Consider the following 25616-nt stretch of genomic DNA (forward strand, 5'->3'; position numbering starts at 1 on the left):
GCCTTCCGGTGGGCTGCCCGGAGCCCTCGGCCGGGCCGCGTACGCTGGTGCCCATCCCCGCCCGCCCGTCCACGTGAGGTGAACCGTGTCCCCGCGCCGCAACCGACCCAAGGGCCCCGCCGGAGGGAACGGACGCGGCGGCCCCTTCGCCGGCGACGACGACGAGGGCTCGGGGCGCTACGGCGGCTGGCAGTCCTCCGAGAGCTGGCGGGGCGAGGACTGGAGCGTGCGGCACGTGGCCGGCGCGAGCGCGGCGGGCAAGACCTACCGCTGCCCGGGCTGCGACCAGTTGATCCCCTCCGGCGTCCCGCACGTGGTCGCCTGGCCCGCCCACGCCGGCGTCGACGACCGCCGCCACTGGCACAAGGCCTGCTGGAACGCACGGGACCGCCGGTCGACGAGCAACCGGCGGTCCCGTAACGCGCCGCGGTACTGAGCGGGTCGGCCCCTTACCGCGCCGCCCGTCCGAGAATCCTCAGCCTGTACGACCGGTTCGCCCGGTCCAGCACCAAGATCACGGGTCCCGAGGTGAGGACGTCACTGACGACCCAGGGCGCGGGGCCCGGCGACTGTGCCGCCTCCCTCTCGTGCCGGCGGTCGGTCCGCTTCTTCACCTTGTCGAACCAGGCGTGTGCCTTCCGGTGGTCCAGTCCCGCGACGTCCAGCTCGGTACAGGCATCGAGGAACCGGACATCGCCGGAAGACTCGGAGGTGCAGATGAGGGACGAGATGTTCCTGTGATCGGCGTACCCGGCCGACACGAAGATCCCGTCCGGGCCGCTGCCATGGATGTAGGTGCGCATCCGGCCGTCAGGCATCTCCTGCTTGACCGGCTTCCTCAGGACCACGTCCCAGTCCTCCGCGAGACCGGCGAGGAAATCCTTTCCGGAGTAGCCGTCGGCCATGGTGCGTCCTGGTGCGATCCGGGGTGTCCGGTCGGCGGCGACCGGAGGAAGCGTCCCGGCGGGCGAAGGGGTCTGCGCCCGTGACGCCGAGGGACGCCGCTCGGCCGATGCCGATGCCGATGCCGATGCCGATGCCGATGCCGACGCGGTCGCGCGGCCACGGTCGCCGCAGGAGCTGACACCGACGGCGCACAGGGTGACCGCCATCAGTACCACCGGGACACGGAAGCGGGTCCGTGCCGGCCGAGATCGTTCCGCGTGCATGTCCTGATCCTGACGACGTCGATGCGAACGGCGAGGACGACCGCGTGACCACCCGTGGGCGTCCCGCGGGCTCACACGTCCCGGTTGGTCTGGACGGCGAAGGCGCCGACGCAGGCGACGGCCGTCAGCCCGGCGAGCAGCGCCGTCTGGGCGCCGCCGTGGCCGGTCGACGCGTCACCCTCGAAGATCAGCGACAGGGCGCTGATGGCGTTGTAGTCGCTCATGAACTGCGCGACGTCCGCCAGGCTCTCGTTGAAGAGCAGGAAGGCCGGCATGATCGCCGGCAGCAGCACCACGCCCAGCATGGTGGTGATCGCGCCCGCCGAGTGCCGCATCATCGACCCCATCGCCAGCGCCAGCACGCCCATCAGCGACACGTAGAGCGCGCCCATGAAGACCGTCGGCACCCAGGCCGGGTTGCTCCGGGCGTCCACCGTCAGCTGCGTGTAGAGGCCGACCACGGTGATCGCCACCGCCGCGGTCACGAAGGCCACCACGAAGAACACGATGATCTTCGCGGCCAGCACCCGGTGCCGCTGGGGGGAGGCGGTGAAGGTGGTGCGGATCATGCCCGTGCCGTACTCCGAGGACACCACCAGCACGCCCAGCGAGACCAGGCACATCTGGCCCAGCAGCAGGCCGAAGAAGGCGGGCATCGTGTACGGGGTGTTGAGGTAGGTGTCGCCGTCGACCAGCCCCGCCATCAGGCAGCCGAGCACGATCACCAGCGCCAGGAAGACCCCCAGCGTCCACATCGTGGAGCGCACCGAGCGGATCTTGGTCCATTCCGAGGCGAGCGCGTGGCCCAGGTGGGCCTGCCGGATCGGGATGGGGGAGACGTACGCGGGGGTACGGGGCGCCTGGCCCGGGATCTGCCAGGTGGGCTCTGCGTGCTCGGTGCTCATCGGGAGTCCTTGCTGAACGTCGGGCCGTCGGCGGCGTGGACGGGCTGGAGGGGGTCGCCGGGGCCGGGATCGGGGTCCCAGCCGTCCGCCGGGCCTGGCATCGGCGCGGGCCGCATCCCGACCTGCGGATCGGCGGTGGAGCGGTAGTCGACCATGCCCTGGGTCAGCCGCATGTAGGCCTCCTCCAGCGAGGCGTGGTGCGGGGACAGCTCCCACAGCCGGACGTCCGCCTCGTGGGCGACGTCGCTGATCCGCGGCAGCGGCAACCCGGTCACCCGCAGTGCCCCGTCCTGCTCGGGCAGCACCTGCGCCCCCGCCTTCGTCAGCGCCGCGGTGAGCGTCTCGCGCTGCTGCGGGCCGGTGTCCGGCACCCGGACGCGGGCGAAACCGGCCGAGTTGGCCGCGATGAACTCGCGCACGCTCATGTCGGCGAGCAGCCGGCCCCGGGCGATCACCACCAGGTGGTCGGCGGTCAGCGCCATCTCGCTCATCAGGTGCGAGGAGACGAAGACGGTACGGCCCTCGGCGGCCAGCGACTTCATCAGGTTGCGCACCCAGAGGATGCCCTCCGGGTCGAGGCCGTTGACCGGCTCGTCGAAGAGCAGCACCTGCGGGTCGCCGAGCAGCGCCGCGGCGATGCCCAGCCGCTGGCCCATGCCTAGCGAGAAGCCCTTGGTGCGCCGCCCGGCCACCTCCGAGAGGCCGACCAGCTCCAGCACGTCGTCCACCCGGTGGGCGGGGATGCCGGAGAGCTGCGCGATGCTCAGCAGGTGCCGGTAGGCGTCCCGGCCGCCGTGCACGGCCTTGGCGTCCAGCAACGCGCCCACGTGGCGCGGGGCGTTGGGCAGCCTGCGGTACGGCGAGCCGTTGACCGTGACATGGCCCGCGGTGGGCGTGTCCAGGCCGAGGATCATCCGCATCGTCGTCGACTTGCCGGAACCGTTGGGCCCGAGGAAGCCGGTGACCATGCCGGGCCGCACCTGGAAGGAAAGGTCGTCCACGGCTGTCTTGTCGCCGTAGCGCTTGGTCAGGCCAACTGCCTCGATCATGCTTCACCCATCGTTCGGCCACCGCGTCGGAACGGACGGGGACGCTGTGCCCCCCATTCGGTTTAGGAGAACATCAGCGGGGCCTGTGGTTCCAGAGTGAAGGCAGGAATTCTCCGGCGCGTTCGCAGCGACCGCGCCCGGGGACAGATCCTAGGCGTCGCGCCGCTTGAGCAGCAGGTAGCCGCCGACGAGGGCCGCCGCGCACCACAACGCCATGATCCCCAGGCCTCCCCAGGGCCCGTACGGTTTGTCGTCGCCGAGCGTCACCACCTGCATGATCCGCGAACCGGCCTGGTCGGGGAGGTACTGGCCGACCTTCTTGGTCGCCGAGACCGCGCCGAGGATCGGGGAGAGCAGGAAGAAGAAGGGCATCAGCACGCCGAGCGCGAGCATCGGCGAGCGCAGCATCGCGGCCATGCCCATCGAGAAGACGGCGATCAGCGTCATGTACAGCGCGCCGCCCACCACCGCCCGCAGCACACCCTCGTCGCCGAGCGCCGCCCGGTACGGGCCCAGCACCGCCTGGCCGAGGAGGAACGAGGCGAAGGCGGTGACCAGCGACACCACGAACGCCGGCACGGTCGCCACGGCCAGCTTGGATGCGTAGAACGTGCCGCGCTGCGGCACCGCGGCCAGCGAGGTGCGGATCATGCCGGTGCTGTACTCGGTGGACACCACCAGGACACCGAAGACGATCATCGCCAGCTGGCCGAGGCTCATGCCCGCGAAACTGATGAAGGTCGCGTCGAAGGTGGCGCGGTCCCGGGCCGGCATCGTCCCGTACTCCCGGCGGGTCAGCCAGGAGATGAGCACCCCGAGGACGACCGTCACCACCAGGGCGACGGAGAGCGTCCAGACGGTGGAGGACACCGACCGGATCTTGGTCCACTCGGAGCGGAGGACCTGCGCGACGGCCATGCTCAACCCTTCTTCCAGTCGGCGCCCCACGGCGCCCGTTCGCCGGCCGCGGGAGTGTCGCTGTGCGCGTGGTACTCGACCGACTCCGCGGTCAGCCGCATGAACGCCTCCTCCAGCGAGGCCTGCTGCGGACTCAGCTCGTGCAGCACCAGGTTGTGCCGGGCGGCCAGTTCGCCGACCTGCTCGGAGGCCACCCCGTCGAGCTCCAGCGTGCCGCCGGTCTCCATCGCGGTCAGACCGGCCGAGCGCAGCACGTCCAGGAACCGCTCCCGCTCGGGGGTGCGCACACGGACGTAGGAACGGGAGTTGCGCTCGATGAAGTCCGCCATCGACAGGTCGGCCAGCAGCCTGCCCTGGCCGATCACCACCAGGTGCTCGGCGGTCAGCGCCATCTCGCTCATCAGGTGCGAGGAGACGAAGACGGTACGGCCCTCGGACGCCAGGCGCTGCATCAGGGTGCGGATCCAGTGGATGCCCTCGGGGTCCAGCCCGTTGACCGGCTCGTCGAACATCAGGATCCGCGGGTCGCCCAGCAGCGCGGCGGCGATGCCCAGGCGCTGCCCCATTCCCATGGAGAACCCCTTGGACTTCTTCCTCGCCACGGCGGTCAGCCCGACCACGTCCAGCACCTCGTGCACCCGCCGCTCGGGCAGGCCGTTGCTCTGGGCGAGGCACAGGAGGTGGTGGTAGGCACTGCGGCCGCCGTGGTTGGCGTTCGCGTCGAGCAGGGCCCCTATCGTCCTCAGCGGGTCGTGCAGCTCGGCGTAGCGGCGCCCCTCGATGCGGACCGCGCCGGAGGTGGGGTGGTCCAGGCCGAGGATCATCCGCATGGTGGTGGACTTGCCGGCGCCGTTGGGTCCGAGGAAGCCGGTGACGATGCCCGGCCGCACCTCGAAGGTCAGGTTGTTCACCGCGACCTTCTCGCCGTACCGCTTGGTGAGCCCCTCCAGCGCAATCATGGCCACCACCGTAGGGGGGCGCGGGATGCGGTGCCAGCGGACGCGCGGCCGCGTGCCGGGCACACGGAAGGCCCGCACCGCGGGGGACGGTACGGGCCTTCCGGACAGGGCCGTGGGATGCGGACCGCAGACGCGGTCCGCGGGTGCGGGCCGAGGGTCAGCGGGTCTGCTGGGCCGGGACCGTGCGGACCGGCTCCTCGTCGGCGGGGGAGCTCGCCGCCGCGACCGCCGCGCCCGTGAGGGTCGCCAGCATCTCGCGCACGTTGGTCAGCTGCGCGTTGATCGAGTCGCGACGGTTGGTCAGCGCCGCCAGCTCGCGCTCGGATTCCGAACGGATCCGGTCGGCCTTGGCGTTCGCGTCCGCGACGATGTCCTCGGCCTGGCGCTGCGCGGTCTCCACCGTCTGGCGGGCGCGGCGCTCGGCGTCGGTGCGCAGCTTCTCGGCCTCAAGGCGCAGCTGCTCGGCGCGGTGCTCGATCTCGGCGAGGCGCTTCTCCGCCTTGGCCTGACGCGAGGCCAGGTCCCGCTCCGACTGCTCCCGGCGCTTGGCCAGGTTGGTCTCGAAGTCGGCGGCGGCCTGCGCGGCCTTGGCACGGGTGTCCTCGAAGAGGGCGTCCGCCTCCTCACGCTTGGCCTGGGCGTCCTTCTGCGCGTCGGAGCGCAGCTGGGACGCGTCCGACTTGGCCTTCTCGACGATCCGCAGACCCTCGTCGTCCGCCTTCGCCCTGCGGTCCACCGCGTACGACTCGGCGTCGTTGCGGACCTGCTGGGCGGCGGCCTCGGCGAGCTCCCGGTGCTGCTCGGCGGCGCGGCGGGCCTCCTCGCGCAGGTCCTTCGCCTCCTCCTCGGCGAGACGGAGGATCTTCTCGACGCGGGCACCGAGGCCGGCGTAGGACGGCTCCGACTCGTCGGGCTGCGCCTGGACGTTCTGCGTCTCGAGGTGGAGCTCCTCGATGCGCTTCTCCAGCGCGGTGATGCGGGCGAGCGCGCTGTCGCGGTCGGAGACGAGCTTCGAGATACGTTCGTCCACCTGAGCGCGGTCGTACCCACGCCGGACCAGCTCGAAGCCGTAGGGGGAAGTGTCGCTCATGGGGTTCCTGTCGAAAGAGACCGGTGAGGTGATAGAGGGAATCCTAGGCTGCCGGGCGGCGTGTCATCGAGCGGAAAGCCCGATTCATCGGGAGAATGCCGCCCTGTTCGGGTGGAAATCGCCGGTCTTGACCTGGGTTACAACGGTCGGACCGTCCCAAGGACACCGAAATTCACCCACCGCTCAGTTGTCGGACGACTTGCCACCCGATCGGGTGTTCCCCGCCGAGGCCCCCGCCTTGACGCCGGTGTCCTTGCCGGCGCCGGGCACCTCGAAGGATTCCAACGCCTCCAGCACGTCCTGGACACGGGAGATCTCGGCGTTGATGTCCTCGCGGCGGCGCACCAGCACCTCGAGCTCGCGCTTGCCCTCCTCGACCGTCCGCTCGGCCTCGGCGACGGCGTCCGCCTTGATCTTCTCCGCCTCGGCGACCAGCGACGCCTTCTTCTGCTCGGCGCCCTTGAGCAGCTCCTCCGCCTTCCGCACGGCGGCGATCCGGACCTTGCCGGCCTCGGAGTTGGCCTCCGCCATCAGGTCCTTGGCCTTGGCCTCCGCCGTGGCCAGCTGCTCCTCGGCCGCCTTGATCAGCGCGTCGCAGCGCTCGCCGGCGGACTTCATCGTCTCGGCCGTCTCGCGGCGGGCCCGCTCGTGCAGCTCCTCCACCTCGGCCGTGATCCGGTCGCGCAGCTCCTCGGCGCGCTCGCGGATCGCCGTGGCGTCCCGGCGGGTGCCGACCAGCAGCTCGTCGGCGTCCTTGCGGGCCTTCTCCACCAGGGAGTTGCCCTCGACCGTCGCCTCGGAGACCAGTCGGTCCGCCTCCTGGCGGGCCGCGCCGACCATGGTGTCGGCCTGCGCCTCCGCGTCCGCGGTGGTCCGCAGGGCCTGCTGCTGCGCGTCGGCGAGCAGCTTGTCGGCCTCGGCGGCCGTCTCGGAGATGAGCACGTCGACCTGCTCGGCCGCCTCGGAGCGCCGCTTGTTGGCGTCCTGACGGGCCTCGTCCAGGGTGCGTTCGGCCTCCTCGCGGGCCGCCGCGGTGAGCCGGTCGGCCTCGGCCTCCGCCTTCTCGCGCAGCCGGCGGGACTCCTCGCGGGTGCGCTCGGCGCGCTCCTGCGCGGTGGCCACCGTCTGCGCCGCCTCGGCGCGCAGCCGCTCGCTCTCGGCGGCCGTCTCGGAGGCGAGCCGCTCCGCCTCGCCGCGGGCCTCGCCGATCAGCCGCTCGCTCTCGGCGGCGGTCTCGGACGTGAGCCGTTCGGCCTCGCTGCGGGCCTCACCGATGAGGGTGTCCGCCTGGGTCGCGGCCTCGCTGCGGATCCGGTTGGCGTCGTCACGTGCCTCGGCGCGCGTCCGGGACGCCGTCCGCTCCGCCTCGGCCGTCGTCTCGGCGGCCTCCTCGCGGGCCCGGCGGGCCTTCTCCTCGGCCTCGGTGCGCAGCCGCTCCGCCTCGGCAGCCGCCTCCGTGACGGTGCGCTCGGCGAGCGCCTTCGCGGCGTCCGACTCCTCACGGGCGGTGCCCAGGATGCGGCTCGCGTCCGCCGCGGCCCGCTCGCGCTCGGCGTAGGCGTCGGAACGGACCCGGTCCGCCTCCTCCTCGGCCTCCTTGCGGGCACGGTCGGCCGCCACCTCGGCGGCGGTGCGCAGGCCCTGGATCTCCTCCTGGGCCTGCTCGTGCAGTCCGGCCACCGACTCGCGCACCTGCTGGGCGTGCTGCTCGGCCGCCGACACCATCTCGCCGGAGCGGCGCTCGGCCTCCTCGACCAGACGCAGCGCCTCGGCCTGCGCCTCCTCCACCCGCTTGCGGGCGGAGGCGAGCAGTTCCTCGCTCTGCTCGCGGGCCCGCTCGCGCTCCTGGCCGGCCTCCTCGCGGGCGGCGCCCAGGAGTTCCTCGGCCTCGCGGCGACGGCGGGCGGCCTCCTCCTGCGCGGCGGCCAGGGTCTCGGCGGCCTCGGTCTCGATGCGCTCGGCGGCCGTCCTGGCCTCGGCGCGCAGCCGGTCGGCGGTCTCCTGGGCGTCCGTCTTCAGCCGCTCGGCCTCGGTGGCGGCCTCGGTGCGCAGCCGGACGGCGACCGACTCGCCCTCGGCGCGCGACGCGGCCGCGTCACCGGCGGCCTCGGTGCGCAGCCGCTCGGCCTCCTCCTCGGCCTGGGCGCGCAGCGAGGCGATCCGCTCGGCGGCCTCGGTGCGCAGCCGCTCGGTCTCCTCGGCGGTCTCCCGGCGCAGGCGCTCGGCCTCGGCACGGGCCTCGGTCAGCGCCTCCTCGGCGGCCGTGTGCCGCTCCTCGGTCTCGGTGCGCAGCCGGTTGAGCTCCTCGGCCGCCTCCGCCTTGCGGGCCTCGGCCGCGGCCTCGGCCTCCTCGCGCAGCGCGCGGGCGGCCTCCTCGGCCTCGGTGCGCACCTCCTCGGCGCGCTCGGCGGCCTCCGCCTTGAGCCGGTCCGCCTCGGCGCGGGCGCGCTCCAGCGCCTCGTCGGCCTGGCGGCGCAGCGCGGTGGCGCGGGTGAGGGCCTCGGTGCGGGTCTTCTCGCTGTCGGCGGTGGCGGTCTGCCGCATGTCGTCGGCGTCGGCCTTGGCCTTGGCGAGCAGCTCCTCGGCCGATTTGGCGGCCTCCTCGATCTGTTGGACGGCCTCCTTGCGGGCCTCCTGGCGGATCCGCTCGCCCTCGGCGACCGCGTCGGAGCGCAGCTGCTCGGCCTCGCCGCGCAGGCGGCGCGCCTCCTCCTGCAGCTCGACCGTGCGGGCCCGGTACTCCTCGGTGTCGTCCTTGGCGCTGCCCTTGAGCTGCTCGGCGATCTCGTGGGCCTCGGCGCGCAGCCGGTCGGCCTCGGACTCCGCCTCGGTGCGGATCCGCTCGGCCTCGTCGGCGGCGGCCTTGGTCGTCTTCTTCGCGTCCTCGGAGGCCTTGGTGAGGACCTCCTCGGCGGTGCGGGCGGCCTGGGCGAGCTGGGTGGCGCTCTCCTCGGCGGTGGCCGCGCGGGCCCTCTCGGAGGCCTCGGCGACGATCTTCTCCGCCTCGGCACGGGCGGCGGCGACGATCTGCTCGGCCTCGGCCTTGGTGGTCTCGGCCTCCTCGTTGGCCTCGCCGACCAGCCGGGCGACCTGCTCCTTGGCCGTGCGGATGCGCTGCTCCTGCGCGGCCTCGGCGCCGGCGAGCGCCTTGGTGGCGGCCTCCTTGGCCTCCGTGACGACCTTGTCGGCCTCGGTGCGGGCGGTGCGCAGGGCCTCCTCGGCCTCGGCCATCCGCTGCTCGGCGGCGCGGCTGAGCTCGGTGGCCTGACGGCGGGCCGTGTCGGACTCGGCGACCGTGGTGGTGCGCAGCCGCTCCGCGTGCTCGGTGGCCTCCTGGGCCTGCGCGGAGGCGGCGTTCAGCAGGCGTTCGGCGTCGGTGCGGGCGCGGCGCAGGATCTGGTCGGCCTCCGAGCGGGCGGCCTCCGCCTCGCCGGACAGCCGCTGGCGGGCCTCGGTGACCAGCCGCTCGGCCTCGGCACGGGCGGCGGCCATGGCCTGCTCGGCCTCCGCGCGGGACTCCTCGAGGAGCCGGCGGGCCTGCTGCTCGGTGCGCGAGCGCAGCTGCTCGGCCCAGGCGACGTTCTCGTTGACGTGCGACTCGACGGTCGCGCGGCGCTCGGCGAGTTCCTGGTCGAGCTGCTGACGGCGGGTGACCGCCTCGGTGTGCAGCTCGCTCTGCAGACGGGCCGCCTGCTCGGCGTGCTCCTGGAGGATCCGCTGGGTCTGCGCGCGGACCTGGCTCAGCTCGCGCTCGGCGTCCTGCCGCAGCTGGTCGGCCTGCATCTGGGCGTTCCGCAGCAGCTGTTCGGCGTGGTAGCCGATGTCGCCGCCCTCGAAGGGGGGCCGGAACATGAGGGTGCGGCGCGCCTCGTGGAGCTTGGCGCGCAGCACCTCGACCTGGTAGCCGAGATCCTCGGCGTGCTGGATCGCCTTCTCCCGCTCGGTCTTCAGCCGCTTCATCTCGGCCTCGAACCGAGTCAGGTGGTCGACGTCATCCGCCGGTTCCCGCTCCTGGCTTTCGTAGCCCCGCACAGCGCGGTCCCATCCGTCCCCTGGTCGCAAGCGTGTCAACGAGCTCCGTCCAGTCGGTCGGACGGGGCCCCCGGGGAGTGGTGTCGGACTCGCTGGGCAAGGGCTGCTGCCTGCCCGCGCGCCCCCCGATACCCGGACCCCGGCCCGCGGTCGTCACTCCGCCGGAGACCCGGGAAGAGACGACCGCCCCCACCCTACCGGCCCCTTTCGGGGGAGGTCAGTGGTCCGCGGACTCGGAAGGGGCCGAAGTGACCAGTTCTGTCAGGACTCCGTGGCAGTCCTTGGGGTGCAGGAAGGTGATCCGGGAGCCCATCGAACCCGTCCGCGGCTCCTCGTAGAGGACCCGGACGCCCTTGTCCTTGATGTCCGCCGCGTCCGCGTCGACGTCGGCGGTGCCGAAGGCGATGTGGTGCACGCCCTCGCCGTTCTTGGCCAGCCACTTCGCGACGGTGGAGTCCTCGCGGGTGGGTTCGAGGAGCTGGAGGTAGGAGGCGCCGCCGTCCGACGTATCGTTGATCTTGAGCATGGCCTCGCGGACCCCCTGTTCCTCGTTGATCTCGGAATGGAAGACCTCGAAGCCGTACGTGGCCCGGTAGAACTCCACGGTCCGATCCAGGTCGAAGCAGGCGATTCCGATGTGGTCGATTCGCGTCAGCATGCGGTCCAGTGCAGCGTGCACGGAGCGGTTACGCAACGTGCGCGCGATCACACCCGCGGCACGGTGACGCCCCGACTACCGCTCAGTACATTCGAGGAAACCCTCACGTCAATTCCACGGCCGGCAGGCCGGAAGGGACGCTTTCATGTCCGGAACGAACAGCTCGGTGATCGTCGCGGGTGCGCGCACGCCCATGGGGCGACTGCTGGGCTCGCTGAAGAACTTCTCCGGTGCCGACCTCGGCGGCTTCGCCATCAAGGCCGCCCTCGACCGTGCGGGGATCGGGGGCGACCAGGTCCAGTACGTGATCATGGGCCAGGTGCTGCAGGCCGGCGCCGGCCAGATCCCGGCGCGCCAGGCCGCCGTCAAGGCGGGCATCCCGATGAACGTGCCCGCGCTCACCATCAACAAGGTCTGCCTCTCCGGCCTCGACGCGATCGCGCTGGCCGACCAGCTCATCCGGGCCGGCGAGTTCGACATCGTCGTGGCCGGCGGCCAGGAGTCGATGACCAACGCCCCGCACCTGCTGCCGAAGTCCCGCGAGGGCTTCAAGTACGGCGCGGTCCAGATGCTCGACGCGATGGCCTACGACGGCCTCACCGACGCCTTCGAGAACATCGCGATGGGCGAGTCGACCGAGAAGCACAACACCCGCCTGGGCATCGGCCGCGCCGAGCAGGACGAGATCGCCGCCCTCTCGCACCAGCGGGCCGCCGCCGCGCAGAAGAACGGCGTCTTCGACGCCGAGATCACCCCGGTCGAGATCCCGCAGCGCAAGGGCGAGCCGGTCGTCTTCAGCAAGGACGAGGGCATCCGCCCGGAGACCACCGCCGAGTCCCTCGGCAAGCTGCGCCCCGCGTTCTCCAAGGAGGGCACCATCACGGCCGGCTCCTCCTCGCAGATCTCCGACGGCGCCGCCGCCGTCGTGGTGATGAGCAAGGCCAAGGCCGAGGAGCTGGGCCTGGAGTGGATCGCCGAGATCGGCGCCCACGGCAACGTGGCCGGCCCGGACAACTCGCTGCAGTCGCAGCCCTCCAACGCCATCGCGCACGCGCTGGGGAAGGACGGCCTGGAGGTCGCCGACCTCGACCTGATCGAGATCAACGAGGCCTTCGCCGCGGTCGCCGTGCAGTCAATGAAGGACCTCGGCGTTTCCTCGGAAAAGGTGAACGTCAACGGCGGCGCGATCGCCCTCGGTCACCCGATCGGCATGTCCGGCGCGCGGTTGGTGCTGCACCTGGCGCTGGAGCTCAAGCGGCGCGGCGGCGGTGTCGGCGCGGCCGCGCTGTGCGGCGGCGGCGGTCAGGGCGACGCGCTCATCCTGCGCGTGCCGAAGGCCTGACCCTCCTTTCGGGCGCCTGACCCGGCCCTTCGGGGGCCGGTCAGGTTCCGCCCGTCTACGATCCCGTTGGTCCCTCACCTGAACGGAGCTGTTGGATGCAGGACGTCGCCTCGCTGGTCGCCCAGGCGCGGGAGGGCCGGCCGCGGGCCGTGGCCCGGCTGATCTCCCTGGTGGAGGGGGCGTCCCCGCAGCTGCGGGAGGTGATGGCCGCGCTCGCGCCGCTGACCGGCGGCGCGTACGTGGTCGGGCTGACGGGATCGCCGGGCGTGGGCAAGTCGACGTCCACCTCGGCGCTGGTGACGGCGTACCGCAAGCAGGGCAAGCGGGTCGGCGTGCTCGCGGTCGACCCGTCCTCCCCCTTCTCCGGCGGCGCGCTGCTCGGCGACCGGGTGCGGATGTCGGAGCACGCCTCCGACCCCGGCGTGTACATCCGGTCCATGGCCACCCGGGGGCACCTGGGCGGCCTCGCCTGGGCGGCGCCGCAGGCGATCCGGGTGCTCGACGCCGCCGGGTGCGACGTGGTCCTCGTCGAGACGGTGGGCGTGGGGCAGTCCGAGGTGGAGATCGCCTCGCAGGCCGACACCTCGATGGTGCTGCTCGCGCCGGGCATGGGCGACGGCATCCAGGCGGCCAAGGCCGGAATCCTGGAGATCGGCGACGTCTACGTCGTCAACAAGGCGGACCGGGACGGGGCGGACGCCACGGCCCGGGAGCTCAACCACATGCTGGGCCTCGGCGAGGCGCGGGAGTCGGGGGACTGGCGGCCGCCGATCGTCAAGACCGTCGCCGCGCGCGGCGAGGGCGTCGACGAGGTCGTCGAGGCGCTGGAGAAGCACCGGGCGTGGATGGAGGAGCGCGGGGTGCTCCAGCAGCGGCGGCTCGCGCGGGCGGAGCGCGAGGTGGAGACCATCGCGGTCACCGCGCTCCGGGAGCGGATCGGGGACCTGCACGGCGACCGCCGCCTCGGCGCGCTCGCCGAGCGGATCGTCGCCGGCGACCTCGACCCGTACCGCGCCGCCGACGAACTGGTGGCGGGCCTCACCGCGTCCTGACCCCGGGCCTCGGCCTCGGCCGCGGGGCCCCTCCCGCTCGGGGCGACGGCGGTTTCCTCGGTGTCGTCCCCGCTCCCGTGGGCGGCCGGGTAGCCTCCGCCGGGTGTCGAGCAGAGAGAACGAACCGACGTCCGCGCCCGCTGCCGTCGCACGGATCCGTGACCGGCTGGCCCGGTTGCCCGGGGTCACAGGCGTCGTGCTCGGCGGCTCCCACGCCCGGGGCGCCGCCCGCCCCGACTCCGACCTGGACATCGGCCTGTACTACGACCCGGCCGCGCGGCCCGGCTTCGACCTCGTCCTCGCCGCCGCCGCGGAGCTGGACGACCACGGCGCTCCGCTCGGCCACGGCGCGTACGGCGAGTGGGGGCCGTGGATCAACGGCGGGGTGTGGCTGATCGTCGACGGCACGAAGACCGACATCCTGCTCCGTGACCACGACCGCGTCGACACGGTCCTGCGCCAGGCGGCCGAGGGCACGATCACCGTCGACCACCAGCCCGGGCATCCGCACGGTTTCGTCTCGACCATCTACGCCGGCGAGGTACGCCACAACGTTCCGCTGCACGACCCGCGGGGCCGGCTCGCCGCGTCGAGGGCGCTGGTCGACCCGTATCCGGCGGCGCTGCGGGAGGCGGTGGAGGGCCGGTTCGGCTGGGAGGCGGGGTTCTCCCTCGCCAACGCCGGGTCCCCGGCCCGCCGCGGTGACATCACCCAGGTCACCGGACTGCTGTACCAGGCGGTGGCCTGCATGAACCAGGTGGTGTTCGCCCGCAACGGCCGCTTCGTCGTCAACGAGAAGGGTGCGACGGCGGAGGCCGACGCCCTTCCCGTCCGGCCGGAGAGGTACCGCGAGCGCATCGAGGCGGCGCTCGGCGGACTGTCCACCGACCCGTCGGTGCTGACGGCGGCCGTCGACGCGCTGCGCGCGGTGCACGACGACCTGTCCCAGGGCGCCGCATCCCGCTGAGCGCCCCCGCCCGGAGCGACCCCCGCCCGCCCGGGACTACGGCCGCGAGCGCTGGGAGCGGAGGTGGCCGGCGATGGGGGTGAGGGCGGCGGAGAGGGAACCGAGGGCCTCGGCGGGGAGCAGGTCGAGGAAGTGGCGGCGCACCGAGGCGACGTGGTGCGGGGCGACCTTCCGCATCGTCTCCAGGCCCTGCTCGGTCAGCACGGCGAACAGCCCACGCCGGTCCGACTCGCAGTTCTCCCGCCGCACCAGCCCCGCGTTCTCCATCCGCGTGATCTGGTGCGACAGGCGGCTCTTGGACTGCAGCGTGCCCGCGGCCAGGTCGCTCATGCGCAGCCGCCGCCCCTCCGCCTCGGAGAGGTTGACCAGGATCTCGTAGTCGTTCATCGTCAGGCCGAACGGCTGAAGGTCACGCTCCAGCTGGTGCGTGAGCAGCCGGTTGACCTCCAGATGGGTGCGCCAGGCGCACTGCTCCTCGGCCGTCAGCCACCTCGTGTCCGTCTCGCTCTCCATGGACCCCAGTCTACCTAAGATGTTGAAATCTGGACTACTGGGGGACGTCCACCGGAGGCGAACGCGAGGCGGATCACACCGTCGGACTCAGAGACCGAACCGCCGCTGCAGATCGCCCAGCTGTCCGGGCATCCGCGGCATGCCCGTCCCGAGCGGACCCTGCCCCCCGGTACCCCCGTGCCCCGCACCGCCGCCCGGTACACCCGGTTCGTGCGGAACCGCCCCGGTCGCCTGCTCCGGCATCAGCGTCTCGCTGGACTGGAGCAGCACCGTCCCGGCCCCGACGAACTCGAACTGGTGCTCCTCGCCGCTGGCCCCGCCGAGCCCGGTCATCGCGCGCAGGCCGCCCATCACGCCCCGCACGTACCCGTGGTCGTAGTGGTGGCACGGCGACGGGCAGTCGGCCCAGCCGACCAGGGCCTGCGGATCCACCCGCATCGGCGGCTCCATGAAGACCACCGGCCCGTTGGACGCGGCGACGAACTTCCCGGTGCCGATCAGCGTGAGGAAGCCGGGCACGATGGACTGCTTGAGCGCCAGGCTGGGCTGGTAGGCGAGCAGGTTGCCGGCCCGGATGGTGAGGTTGCCCTCGTCGAGGTCGAAGGAGTTCACGTCGAAGGCCCGGTCGGCCAGCAGCATCTTGCCGGAGCCCTGCGCCACCACCCAGTCGCCCGCGTGCAGCGGGGAGTGGAAGCTGGTGCGCACCAGGCGCTCCAGCGCCCCGTGGCCGATGCCGTTGAACTCGATCTGCCCGTAGTAGGCGATCATCTTGCCCTTCTGCAGGAACCACTGGGAGCCCTTGAGCTCCACGCAGAAGGTGTACGGGTTGACGTTGTCGTCCGCCGGGAGCGTGGCGGGGTCGAAGACCGGGACGGTCACAGCTTCTCCTCCGAGGCCTGGACGTACACCGTGCCGCTGCCGCTGAGCTCCAGCTGGAAGGCCTCGCCGGAGCCGCGGCCGACCATGTCGCGCCAGCCGAGTGCCGTGGACAGCTTGTTGCGCAGGTCGCCGCGGTGGGCGACGTAGGCCTGCGGGTCGACGTGGACCGGGCGCTGCGGAGTCACCTGGAGCTCGAAGACGCCGCCGTGGGCCATCACGGCGACCGAGCCGTGGCCCTGGAGGGTGGTGGTGAACAGGCCCTGCCCGGTGACCTGGCCGCGGACCATGCCCATCACGCCGCCCTGCGAGCCCATGAACATGGTGCCCTGGCGGAGCGTCCCGTCGAAGGCGAGCAGCCGGTCGGCCTCGACGTACAGGGTCTCGCCGGTGAGCGTCACGACGTGCACGTGGTGGCCGCCGTGGCCGAACAGCACCGTGCCGTTGCCCTCGACCGTCATCAGCGGCGTCGCCTCGTTCGCCACCCGGCGGCCGATCATGGAGGCCAGGCCGCCCTGCCCGCCCTGCAGGTTGGGCGTGAAGGAGACCTCGCCGCGGTAGCCCAGCATCGCGCCGCGCTGGCTGTACATGGTCTGCCCCGGCAGGACCGTGGCCTCGACCATCTTGGAGTTGACCTCGCGGAACGGCATCAGACGTCACCCGCGATCGTGTTGCGCTCGCTCGGCTGGACGTACACCAGGCCGTCCCCCTCGAACCGCATCTGGAAGGCCTCGCCGCCGCCCTCGCCGAGGAAGGTCCGGAAGGTCACCCCCGACTGCAGCGTCTGCCGCAGGTTGCCCTGGTGGGCGACGTACGCCCCCGGGTCCACGGACAGCGGGTACTGCGACGAGACCCGCAGCACCACGGCCGGTCCGTCGGAGATCAGGGCCGCCTGGCCGTGTCCCTCGACGGTGGTGGTGAACAGGCCGTTGCCCTGGGAGGCGCCGCGCAGACCCGTGAAGGTGGTGCCGGTGCGCAGCCCCGCGTCGGTGGCCAGCAGGTTGCTCGACTCCACGTACAGCTTGTCGCCCTGCAGGCTCACCAGGTTGATCTCGGACGCCCGGTCCGCGAACCAGCAGGTGCCCCGCCCCTTCACCTCCATCAGCGTCATCTGCTCGCCGGTCAGCCGGCGGGTCACCATGCCGCGCAGGCCCTCGCCCCCGCCGCTGAGTTTCTTGAAGGCCATCTCCCCGTCGTAGGCGACCATCGACCCGTTCTTCGCACGCACGGAGTCCCCGGTCATCTCGACGGCGAGTACCTTGCTCCCCTGAAGTCGGAACATCGCCACCAGGCGACGGTATCCGCAGGCGGGCCCGGGGGACAGGCCGGGGCGAGGTCCGTGGCCCCGAAAATCCTCTCAGGGGCCCCCGAGGACACGGTCCGGGAACCTGTGAAGCCCCTCACCCGTTGAGCCGACCAGGGGATGCCACAATGGGCGAGGCCCGCTTGTGCGCACATTCACAAGGTGTGACGTTCTTCCGACCGAAGGTGATCCGTGGATCTCAAGACCGCTGCCGCCCTCCGCCGCCTCCGCCTGGTGTCGGCGCCCGAGGCGGTGTCCTTCCTCCTGCTGCTGGTGTGCTCGGTCCTCAAGCGCACCACCGAGTTCAACGCCGTGCCGGCGCTGGGGGCGATCCACGCCGTGCTGTGGATCCTGTACGTCCTGTTCTGGGCGGACGCCTGGTACCGGGCCAAGTGGTCCATCGGGACCGGCGCGCTCTACTTCGTGCTCGGTGTGCTGCCGTTCGGCGGGTTCTACGCCGAGCGCCGGCTGCGGCGTGAGACGGAGGACGCGGTCATCGCGGCGCGGGCCCGCAAGGAGATGACGAAGGGAACGGCAGCAGCATGATCGTCGCTTTTTCCGTGACGCCGCTGGGTGTGGGCGAGGACGTCGGCGAGTACGTCGCCGACGCCGTCCGCGTGGTCCGCGAGTCCGGTCTGCCGAACCGCACCGACGCCATGTTCACCTCCGTCGAGGGTGAGTGGGACGAGGTCATGGACGTCGTCAAGCGCGCGGTGGCGGCCGTCGAGGCGCGCGCGCCGCGGGTCTCGGTGGTGCTCAAGGCGGACATCCGCCCCGGTGTGCGGGACGGGCTGACCTCCAAGGTCGAGACGGTGGAGCGCCACCTCGCGGCGGACTGACCCGCGCCCTCTTCACCCGCGCCCCACCCGTGCGAGAAGCCCCGGCCCCTGCGGCCGGGGCTTCTCGCGTCGCGGCCCGCTCACGGGCGCGCCCGCGGGTCGTGTGTCCGTCGCTCCCGCTGTATTGAGCGACTGCTCAAACGGGTGTACGTTTCTGCTCTCGGCACTTGAGCGGTCGCTCAAACGCAGGGCAGGGAGGGGGAGTTCACGATGGGGATCTACGTGGAGGCCACGGTCGGCGCGGACTTCGACGAGCTCTGGCGGCTCACCCAGGACCCGGCCTGTCACCAGCGCTGGGACCTGCGCTTCACGGAGATCCAGCCGCTGCCCGGGCCGGAGGGCGCCCCGGTGCGGTTCCGCTACGCCACCCGGGTGCTGCCGGGGCTGACCGTGGCCGGCACCGGCGTCTCGGCGGGGGAGCGGGAGCGGCCCGACGGCACGCGCACCTCCGCGCTGCGCTTCTCCTGCCCGCACCCGCTCTCGCCGCTCGCCGAGGGCAGCGGCTACTGGCGCTACGTGCCGGACGGCGACGGGGTGCGCTTCCTCACCGGCTACGACTACCGCCCGCGCTGGGGACGGGCCGGCGCCCTGCTCGACCGGCTGGTGTTCCGCCGTCTGATGGGCTGGGCCACCGCCTGGTCCTTCGACCGGCTGCGGCTCTGGCTGGAGCGCGGGATCAGCCCGGAGCGCGCGCTGCTGAACTGGATCGCCGAGATGGCCGTGCGTGCCCTGGTGATCGCCGCCTCCTGCGCCGTGCTGCTGGCCGGGCCGCTGCAGATCGCCGCGCTGACCGGGCCGCTGGGCCCCGGCACCGTCTTCGCGCTGCCGCTGGCGGCCGCCGTCGCCCTCACGCTCGCCCTGATCAAGACCCCGCTGCCCGGCACCCCGGCCGCCCGCCGCTGCCTGCGCACCCCGCCCCTGCGGGTGCGCGCCCCCCGTCTGCTCCTGCGCCTGGAAGGGCCCATGTCATGAGCCACGGCTCGATCTTCCGCCGGGTGATGGGCGCGGACTTCGGACGGCTCCACCCCGAGCTGCGGCGCCGGTTCTCCGTCGGCCTGGACAGCGGCGAGGCCTGCGTCGGGACCGGGGTGATGGACCGGATCTGGCACGGCGGCCGCTTCGTCCGGCCGTTCCTGGCGCTCGGCGCCACCCGGAACATCCTGGTCCCGAGACAGGGACGGAACGTGCCCTTCGTGATCGAGAACGTTCCCTACACCGACTCCTTCGGCCGGGAGACGGTCAGCTTCGTGCGGACCTTCCAGCTGGCCGACGGTCCCCGCCGCTTCGACGCGCAGATGGTCATGGGACCGCGCGGCGACCGGGTGCTGGACTACCTGGGCACCCACCAGCACCTGGCGAGCGACCTGTACCTCGCCGCGGGGGACGAGGGTGAGCTGATCATCCGCTCCGGCGAGCACCGGTTCCGTGAGGGACCGCTGGACCTCCGCGTCCCCGGGCTCGTCGGTGGCGAGGCGGAGGTGCGGGAGGCGTTCGACGACGCCACGGGGCGCTTCTCGATCCGCGTCCGTGTGGTCAACCGGTACGTCGGCCCGCTCTTCGGCTACGAGGGCTCCTTCACGGCCGAGTACACCGAGGCCGCCCGCCACGGCGTGCGCGCCGGGCTGCGGCCGGTGCGAGAGGAGGCCCGGGCGTGATCCCCGCGGACCGGGACGCTGCCCCCGGACCAGGCCCCGGCGCGGAGCAGGGGAGTGCGGGCGGAACCGCCGGGGCGGGCGCCGCCCAGGCGGCGGGAGCCGCGCCCGACACCCGGACCCGGCTGCTGGAGGGGACCCTGCACACCCTCGCCGAGCACGGCATCGCCAAGGTGTCCGCCCGGTCCGTGGCGGCCGCGGCCGGGGTGAACCAGGCGCTGGTCTTCTACCACTTCGGGTCGATGGACGAGCTGCTCGCCGCCGCCTGCCGGCACGGCGCGGAGGAGCGGGTCGCCCGGTACCGGGAGCGGCTCGCCGAGGTGACCTCGCTGTCCGGGCTGCTGGCCCTGGGGCGGGAGATCCACGACACCGAGCGGGCCTCCGGCCACGTGGCGCTGATCGGCCAGATGCTGGCCGGCGCCCAGACCCACGCCCGCCTCGGGCCGGCCACCGCCGCCGGGCTCGACATGTGGATCACCGAGATCGAGCGGGTGCTGCGCCGGGTGCTGGCGGCCACCCCGTTCGGCGAGTTCGCCGACCCCGAGGGGCTGGCCCGCGCGATCGCCGCCTCCTTCGTCGGCCTGGAGCTCTACGAGGGCGCCGACCCCGAGGGGGCGACCCGCGCCCTGGACGCCCTCGAGCGGCTGGCGGACCTGGTCTCCGCCGTCGACGCCCTGGGCCCCGTCGCGCAGCGCGCGGTCCGTGCCCATCTGCGCCGCAGCGTCGCTCGCCCTAAGCGGTCGTCCCCTTCGGCCGAACGAGCGGTTTCCGGTCGAGGGCCGACCGACACGCCGTAGCGCCGGGAACCTCGCCGGTCACCGGGTACACCGGGCCGACCTCGGCCCGCCGCACCCCCGGATCACCCTCCCGCGGCCCTCCGCGCCCGGACGCGCCCAAGTCGACAGCTCCCGGAATATCCATTTTTGTGTGGATAGCATCTTGTCCGTTCCTGATCGCCGATCTTCGATCTCCGAACCCGGGCTTCGAAAAATCGATCAGCGAAGCGCGGATTCGATCATTGGAGGGTGCTGTGCTGCCGGAGGGCTACGACTACGACACCCATAGCCGACTGGCGGGCCCGCTCACCGAGCCACCCGCCGACGAGCCCTACCGGGTGCGGTACACGTCGCTGCTCGCACGCGAGCCCCATCGGTGGCGCGCCGTCGCGATGATGGCGCTCGCCCCGCTGCTCACCGGCCTGCTGCTGGTCTACCTGGTGTGGCCCACGCACTGGGTGCAGCGTGACGAGACCCAGCTCTGGCTGGCCGTGCTCGACACGGCCATGCTGATAGGGATCGGGCTGATCGAGTTCTTCATGGTCGTGAACGTCTTCTCCGTCGCCCACGCCACGATGGTCGCCCGCGACCCCGTGCCCGTGACCCCCGCGCCCGGCACCCGGGTCGCCTTCATCACCACCTACGTCCCCGGCAAGGAGCCGCTGTCGATGCTCCGCGCCACCCTGGAGGGCGCGACCCGCATCACCCACGACGGCCACCTGGACGTCTGGCTCCTCGACGAGGGCGACGACCACGAGGCCAAGGCCCTGTGCCGGGAGTTGGGCGTGCGCCACTTCTCCCGCAAGGGCGTCGACCGCTGGAACCGCCCCACCGGCCACCACAAGGCGAAGACCAAGCACGGCAACTACAACGCCTGGCTGGACGCCCACGGCGACGAGTACGACTTCTTCGCCTCCGTCGACACCGACCACGTGCCGCTGCCCAACTTCCTGGAGCGGATGCTCGGCTACTTCCGCGACCCGGACGTGGCCTTCGTGGTCGGGCCGCAGGTCTACGGCAACTACACCAACCCCGTGACCAAGGCCGCGGAGTCGCAGCAGTACCTGTTCCACGCGCTGATCCAGCGGGCGGGCAACCGCTACCGGGCGCCGATGTTCGTCGGCACCAACAACGTCGTGCGGATCTCCGCCGTGAAGCAGATCGGCGGCCTGTACGACTCCATCACCGAGGACATGGCCACCGGGTTCGAGCTCCACCGCACCCGCAACCCCGGCACCCGGCGGCGCTGGCGCTCGGTCTACACCCCGGACGTGCTGGCCGTCGGCGAGGGCCCGACCTCGTGGACCGACTTCTTCACCCAGCAGATGCGGTGGTCGCGCGGCACCTACGAGACGCTCTTCAAGCAGTTCTGGAAGGCGCCGTTCAGCATGCCGTACGGCCGGCTGTTCCAGTACTCGCTGATGGTCTGCTACTACCCGATGACCGCGGTCAACTGGTTCCTGGGCGTCTTCAGCTGCGTCCTGTTCATGTGGTTCGGCGCCTCCGGCACCTCGGTCTCCACGTCGGTGTGGCTGATGCTCTACAGCGACGCCGCCGCCCTGCAGATCGGCCTCTACCTCTGGAACCGGCGGCACAACGTCTCGCCGCACGAGCCGAAGGGATCCGGCGGCCTCGCCGGGATGGCCATGTCGGCGATCTCCGCGCCGATCTACCTGAAGTCCTTCACGGCCGCCCTGACCCGCCGCCCGTGCCGCTTCGTGGTCACCCCCAAGGGCGGCGACAGCAGTGCGGACCGGCTGCTCACCTTCCGGGTGCACCTGTTCTGGGCGGCGGTGCTGGCCGTCTCGCTGGTGGCCTCCGAGATGCTCGGCCACACCCACGCGGCGATGCGCACCTGGGCGGTGCTCGCCCTGGTGATCGCCCTCTCCCCGGTCGTGATCTGGCGGTACACGGTGGCGGCCGAGGCCCGTCGCCGCCGCGTCGCCGCCCCGGTCACCGTGCCGGTCACGCTCCCCGACACCGCGCCGGTCACCGCGGCCGACGTCACCGCCGTGCCCGCCGCGTCGCAGGGCGCGGACGCCACGCCCGCGCCGGAGCCGGTCCCGGTGGGCGCCCCGGCGGAGCCCGAGCCGGCCGCCGCACCGGAACCGCCGGTGCGGCCCGTGCCGGCCGCCGTACCGGCAGCCGTTCCCGTCGGGGCGGCGGCGAGTCAGGAGGCGCCCGTCCCGGCCGATCCCGCGCCGGAGCCCGTCCCGCCCGCCGACGTCCGCCCGTCGCAGCCCTTCGCCGAGCCGCTGCAGCCCGTGCTGCCGGCCATGTACCCGGTGCCCGCGCTGCAGGCCACGTCCCTGCCGGTGCACGCCGTGCTCGGTGAGCGGGCCGCCGGGACCGGTCACGAGCCCGGGCAGCCGGGCCGCCGTCCGCTGCCGGCCTTCGCGGGCGGCCCCGCCGCGGCCGCGCTGCCCGTGCCGCCCGTCGGCTCCGGTCTCGCCGGCGCGGCGCTCCCCACCGGCTCCGCGGTCGCGACCGCGACCTCGGTGGTGACGGCCGCCACCACCCCCGACCGGACCCCGCTCACCGGCGGCGCCCAGGACGGGAAGCCGACGATGATCTGACTCGGTGGATCTCGTAGGCCCCCACGAGAAGTGCCCCCACGGCCCGATGGGCCGTGGGGGCACTTCTCACCGTTCTCGCGGGGCGCGGTCGCCTAGTCGGCGTACTGGCGCAGACCCGGAATGGTCAGGTTGCCGCCGAACTGGCCGGCCTGGACCACCTTCACCTTGGTGAAGTAGATGATCGGGATGTCCAGCGGCGGCGGGTTCTCCGGGGAGAACGTCACCGGGATCAGCCCCAGCAGGTTGCCGGAGATGGACTCCGTGTACATCACCGTGTCACCGCCGCGGATGGTGGACGTGGTGCCCTTGCCCGCGACCGCGTGGTGCGTCTTCTTGTTCTGCGTGTCGTGCACGACCTGGTGCAGGTCGCCGATGTCCGTGCCGTCCTTGACGACGTACTTCAGCACCTTCTTGACGGTGCCGTCGGCCGTCTTCACCTTGACGACGCCCTCGTACTTGGCGCCCTTGAGCAGCAGCGAGCTGGCCTGCAGCTCCCACGGCTGGTCGGGCAGCGCCACGATGTTCTCGAGGCCGCCCTCCTCGTCGGTGGCGACGGGGCAGTCCTCGGGGTCGATCGCGGGCTCCTCGGCCGTCTCCTCGACGGCCTCGCCCTCCTCGGCGGCCTTCTCGTCCTCCGCGGCCTTCTCCAGGGCCTTGGCGGTCTCCTCGACGGCCTCCTTGGGAGCGTCGGCGGCCTTCTCGGAGTCCGCGTCCTTCCCGGCGTCGGAGTCCGCCTCGGCGCCGGCCTCCGGGGAGTCGGCGGGAGCCGTCCCCTCCTCGGCCTCGGCGGGCTCGGTGGCCGGCTCCTCGGCCTCGGCGGCGTCGTCCTGCTGGGAATCGGGGCCGTCGAGCAGGTCGCCGAGGGCGTTGCCGATGTCCTCGAGGACGTTCGGCTTGTCGGCCTCCTGCTCGGCGGGGGCCGGCTCCTCGGGGGCGGGGTCGGTCGGCGCGGGCTCCTCTGGGGCGGGCTCGGTGGGCTTGGGCTCCTCCGGCTCCGGCTCCTCGGAGGCCGGGGGCTTGTCGCCGCCCGTGTCCTCGTCCTGGTCGCCGGGCGCGGGCTTCTCCTCGCCGGTCTCCGGGGTCTTGTCGTCCTCGGGGGCGTCGCCCTTCTCGGCCTCCTCCAGCACCTCGACGCAGGCCTGGAACTCCTCCGCGGTCAGGGAACCCTTGGGAAGGTCGGGCCGGTCGTCGGCCTGGGCGAGCGTCGGCGTGAAGCCCATGCCCATGAGGACCGCGGTCGGCATGGCGGCGATGGCCATCACCTTGCCGCCGGGGATGCGAACCCGGGCGCGCAGCGGCTTCCTGGGCGCCGCGTGGCGGGGCCCCGTTCTCGCGTCCGACTCGTCCACGGCCGGGCCGTGGACCTCCTCGTCAGCCGGCACTGTGCCTCCCGTTCACCTCGTTGGCCGGGTTGGTGCTTGACAGTTCGTCCCACTCGTCGGCGGGACGGCGCGCCTCGGGGAGCCGTGCGTTGACGGTGCCGAAGCCGTGCTCGTCCTGCGCGGCGTCGTCCTTCGCGAACGACACGGCCGCGGCGGCGTGCTCCGGCTCACCGGCGAGCGGTTCGGCGTCGGCCGTCCGCTCGGTCTCCTCCGGACGGCCCGGCGCCCAGGCGATCGCCATGGCGCCGCCGATCAGCGAGAACAGGAAGCCGATGAAGAAGCCGCCGAGGTTGGACACCGGGATGGAGACCAGGCCCAGCAGGATCGCCGCGACACCGCAGAAGATCTGGATGTGCCGCTGGAACCACAGACACAAACCCAGCACCCCGAGCAGCACGCCGATGATCAGCGAGCCGGCCCCGGCGGTGGTGGCCATGGTCATGGTGAGGTTGCCGATGTGCAGGTCGGCGTAGGGGAAGTACCCGATGGGCAGACCGGCGATCATGACGAACAGGCCGGCCCAGAACGGCCGCGTGCCCCGCCACGTGCGGAAGTTCCGCCGGATGACCCGAAGGCGTTCACGACCGGGCGCGGCAGGAGTCTCGGCGCTCATGGAAAACAGCTCCCTGGAACGGCGTTGCCGTGATGAGTGTGATGGTGCGTGGTGCTGGGACGAGCGGGGGAGCCGTGAGGCTCCCTCGCCCGTCAGCGAGTGCTCAGTAGCACTCGTGGACACCCGGCTTCAGCGACAGCTTCAGGTTGCTGAGGTTGAAGGTGCCGGCGGTGGTCGCCCACGCGGTCTGCTTCACACCGGTGAGGGTGGCCTCGCTGGCGTGCTGGGCGAAACCGTTGGCGTTGGTGCCCGCGGCGAGCTCGGGACCCTTGGTGGCCTGACCGGCCGCCACACCGATGTCGATGTTGCGGAACTCGGCCGAGGTGGTCTCGAGGCTCTCGACGTCGAGGTACAGGTTCTCGGCGTGGACCGGCTTCTCACCGGTACCCGCGGTCAGCCGGAGGCTGACGTTGCCGAAGACCGGCACGTGCGGCGTCACGACGGACTGGCACATGTTGGTGATGTCGGCGCTCTTGAAGGCGGAGACGGCGACCGGGTGGAGCGCCTTGTTGCCTTCGAGGTCGACACCCTGGGCCAGGGAGCCGTACTGGTTGAAGCCCTTGCCTTCGAGCCGGTCGGTCGTCACCTTGAACGACTGGCCGGAGACGCTGAACGACGCGGCGAGCGCGCCCTGGGCCAGGCCGACGCCTATCGCGGCCGTGGCGGCGATGCTGGGCACCATGACGACGGCGAACCGCTTCCATCTGGTACCGCCGCGCAGCTGGGACTGCATATGTCCTCCTTCTCGGACGTACATCTCCTGGTCCCGGCTGCCGCCGATGGCGGCCCGTACCGGGCAGGGATGGGAGAAGTGCTACGTCCTCGGGAAGGAGAGCGCCTGTTTCTCGTACAGCGCGGTATGCGCCCGAATCACCGGCGATCACCCCCGAGCGACAACCACTGGCCGCACCGGACAGGTGGTCCCGTGCGACCTTTTCGGACAGG

The 25616-nt window shown here is 72.5% G+C and carries 24 protein-coding genes and 1 pseudogene; 10 read left to right on the forward strand and 15 right to left on the reverse strand.

Annotated elements, in window-relative coordinates:
- Positions 1–85 precede the first annotated feature (85 nt).
- Positions 86–436 (forward strand): Rv1322 family protein, encoded by a 351-nt coding sequence (locus tag ABT026_RS03720; RefSeq protein ID WP_351111796.1) that lies wholly within the window; start codon positions 86–88, stop codon positions 434–436.
- 13 nt (positions 437–449) lie between these two features.
- Here ABT026_RS03720 and ABT026_RS03725 read toward each other — a convergent pair whose 3' ends face one another.
- The 8 genes from ABT026_RS03725 to mce form a co-directional block, all read right to left on the reverse strand.
- Entirely contained in the window at positions 450–905 is a 456-nt protein-coding gene (locus tag ABT026_RS03725) for a hypothetical protein (protein ID WP_351111798.1), read from the reverse strand.
- Between the two features lie 335 nt (positions 906–1240).
- Positions 1241–2074, reverse strand: a complete 834-nt coding sequence (locus tag ABT026_RS03730) for an ABC transporter permease (protein WP_351111800.1) — start codon at positions 2072–2074, stop codon at positions 1241–1243.
- Positions 2071–3123, reverse strand: coding sequence for an ABC transporter ATP-binding protein (locus ABT026_RS03735; RefSeq protein ID WP_351111802.1), 1053 nt, complete (start codon positions 3121–3123; stop codon positions 2071–2073). The genes ABT026_RS03730 and ABT026_RS03735 overlap by 4 nt, the downstream gene beginning before the upstream one ends.
- Positions 3124–3273: 150 nt before the next feature.
- Positions 3274–4041 carry an ABC transporter permease gene (locus tag ABT026_RS03740; protein ID WP_351111804.1) on the reverse strand — a complete coding sequence of 256 codons (768 nt, stop codon included), beginning with the start codon at positions 4039–4041 and terminating at the stop codon, positions 3274–3276.
- Between the two features lie 2 nt (positions 4042–4043).
- On the reverse strand, positions 4044–5000 hold the full coding sequence (locus ABT026_RS03745) for an ATP-binding cassette domain-containing protein (RefSeq protein ID WP_351111806.1): 957 nt from the start codon (positions 4998–5000) through the stop codon (positions 4044–4046).
- Between the two features lie 157 nt (positions 5001–5157).
- Positions 5158–6090, reverse strand: a complete 933-nt coding sequence (locus tag ABT026_RS03750) for a coiled-coil domain-containing protein (protein WP_351111808.1) — start codon at positions 6088–6090, stop codon at positions 5158–5160.
- Between the two features lie 183 nt (positions 6091–6273).
- Entirely contained in the window at positions 6274–10122 is a 3849-nt protein-coding gene (gene scy, locus ABT026_RS03755; protein WP_351111810.1) for a polarized growth protein Scy, read from the reverse strand.
- Between the two features lie 217 nt (positions 10123–10339).
- The gene (mce, locus tag ABT026_RS03760; protein ID WP_351111812.1) at positions 10340–10780 is read right to left on the reverse strand and encodes a methylmalonyl-CoA epimerase; all 441 of its coding nucleotides are present in this window, start codon (positions 10778–10780) and stop codon (positions 10340–10342) included.
- Between the two features lie 145 nt (positions 10781–10925).
- Here mce and ABT026_RS03765 point away from each other — a divergent pair, with 145 nt between their 5' ends.
- The 3 genes from ABT026_RS03765 (at position 10926) to ABT026_RS03775 (ending at position 14141) form a co-directional block, all read left to right on the forward strand.
- On the forward strand, positions 10926–12122 hold the full coding sequence (locus ABT026_RS03765; protein ID WP_351111814.1) for an acetyl-CoA C-acetyltransferase: 1197 nt from the start codon (positions 10926–10928) through the stop codon (positions 12120–12122).
- A gap of 95 nt (positions 12123–12217) precedes the next feature.
- Entirely contained in the window at positions 12218–13174 is a 957-nt protein-coding gene (gene meaB, locus ABT026_RS03770) for a methylmalonyl Co-A mutase-associated GTPase MeaB (RefSeq protein WP_351111816.1), read from the forward strand.
- A 103-nt stretch (positions 13175–13277) separates the two neighbouring features.
- Entirely contained in the window at positions 13278–14141 is an 864-nt protein-coding gene (locus ABT026_RS03775) for a nucleotidyltransferase domain-containing protein (protein WP_351111818.1), read from the forward strand.
- A 36-nt stretch (positions 14142–14177) separates the two neighbouring features.
- Here ABT026_RS03775 and ABT026_RS03780 read toward each other — a convergent pair whose 3' ends face one another.
- From ABT026_RS03780 to ABT026_RS03795, 4 genes are all read right to left on the reverse strand, one after another.
- Positions 14178–14654, reverse strand: a complete 477-nt coding sequence (locus tag ABT026_RS03780) for a MarR family winged helix-turn-helix transcriptional regulator (protein WP_351111820.1) — start codon at positions 14652–14654, stop codon at positions 14178–14180.
- Positions 14655–14741: 87 nt separating this feature from the next.
- The gene (locus ABT026_RS03785; protein ID WP_351111822.1) at positions 14742–15533 is read right to left on the reverse strand and encodes an AIM24 family protein; all 792 of its coding nucleotides are present in this window, start codon (positions 15531–15533) and stop codon (positions 14742–14744) included.
- The gene (locus tag ABT026_RS03790) at positions 15530–16180 is read right to left on the reverse strand and encodes an AIM24 family protein (protein ID WP_351111824.1); all 651 of its coding nucleotides are present in this window, start codon (positions 16178–16180) and stop codon (positions 15530–15532) included. Before ABT026_RS03790 ends, ABT026_RS03785 begins: the two co-directional genes overlap by 4 nt.
- Entirely contained in the window at positions 16180–16812 is a 633-nt protein-coding gene (locus tag ABT026_RS03795) for an AIM24 family protein (RefSeq protein WP_351112177.1), read from the reverse strand. Before ABT026_RS03795 ends, ABT026_RS03790 begins: the two co-directional genes overlap by 1 nt.
- Before the next feature lie 213 nt (positions 16813–17025).
- Between ABT026_RS03795 and ABT026_RS03800 the strand changes: the two genes are divergently transcribed.
- The 6 genes and pseudogenes from ABT026_RS03800 to ABT026_RS03825 all read left to right on the forward strand — a co-directional run.
- The gene (locus ABT026_RS03800) at positions 17026–17379 is read left to right on the forward strand and encodes a DUF3817 domain-containing protein (RefSeq protein ID WP_351111826.1); all 354 of its coding nucleotides are present in this window, start codon (positions 17026–17028) and stop codon (positions 17377–17379) included.
- Positions 17376–17672 (forward strand): MTH1187 family thiamine-binding protein, encoded by a 297-nt coding sequence (locus tag ABT026_RS03805; RefSeq protein WP_351111828.1) that lies wholly within the window; start codon positions 17376–17378, stop codon positions 17670–17672. The genes ABT026_RS03800 and ABT026_RS03805 overlap by 4 nt, the downstream gene beginning before the upstream one ends.
- A 210-nt stretch (positions 17673–17882) precedes the next feature.
- Entirely contained in the window at positions 17883–18644 is a 762-nt protein-coding gene (locus ABT026_RS03810; protein WP_351111830.1) for an SRPBCC family protein, read from the forward strand.
- Positions 18641–19327: a DUF4166 domain-containing protein gene (locus ABT026_RS03815; RefSeq protein ID WP_351111831.1), complete on the forward strand. Its 687-nt coding sequence runs from the start codon at positions 18641–18643 to the stop codon at positions 19325–19327. The genes ABT026_RS03810 and ABT026_RS03815 overlap by 4 nt, the downstream gene beginning before the upstream one ends.
- A 122-nt stretch (positions 19328–19449) precedes the next feature.
- On the forward strand, positions 19450–20121 hold the full coding sequence (locus tag ABT026_RS03820; RefSeq protein ID WP_351112179.1) for a TetR family transcriptional regulator: 672 nt from the start codon (positions 19450–19452) through the stop codon (positions 20119–20121).
- 233 nt (positions 20122–20354) lie between these two features.
- Positions 20355–22130: pseudogene (locus ABT026_RS03825) on the forward strand (glycosyltransferase family 2 protein); the annotation flags it as partial.
- Positions 22131–22768: 638 nt separating this feature from the next.
- Here ABT026_RS03825 and ABT026_RS03830 read toward each other — a convergent pair.
- The 3 genes from ABT026_RS03830 to ABT026_RS03840 all read right to left on the reverse strand — a co-directional run bounded on the left by ABT026_RS03830 (position 22769) and on the right by ABT026_RS03840 (position 25404).
- Entirely contained in the window at positions 22769–24058 is a 1290-nt protein-coding gene (locus ABT026_RS03830; RefSeq protein WP_351111833.1) for a hypothetical protein, read from the reverse strand.
- Positions 24048–24671 (reverse strand): DUF6114 domain-containing protein, encoded by a 624-nt coding sequence (locus ABT026_RS03835; RefSeq protein WP_351111835.1) that lies wholly within the window; start codon positions 24669–24671, stop codon positions 24048–24050. The genes ABT026_RS03830 and ABT026_RS03835 overlap by 11 nt, the downstream gene beginning before the upstream one ends.
- A gap of 103 nt (positions 24672–24774) precedes the next feature.
- A complete protein-coding gene (locus tag ABT026_RS03840; protein WP_351111837.1) occupies positions 24775–25404 on the reverse strand; it encodes a DUF6230 family protein in 630 nt (209 codons plus the stop codon).
- Positions 25405–25616 lie beyond the last annotated feature (212 nt).

The organism is Streptomyces sp. NPDC002734, from assembly GCF_040295685.1.
Lineage (GTDB): Bacteria > Actinomycetota > Actinomycetes > Streptomycetales > Streptomycetaceae > Streptomyces.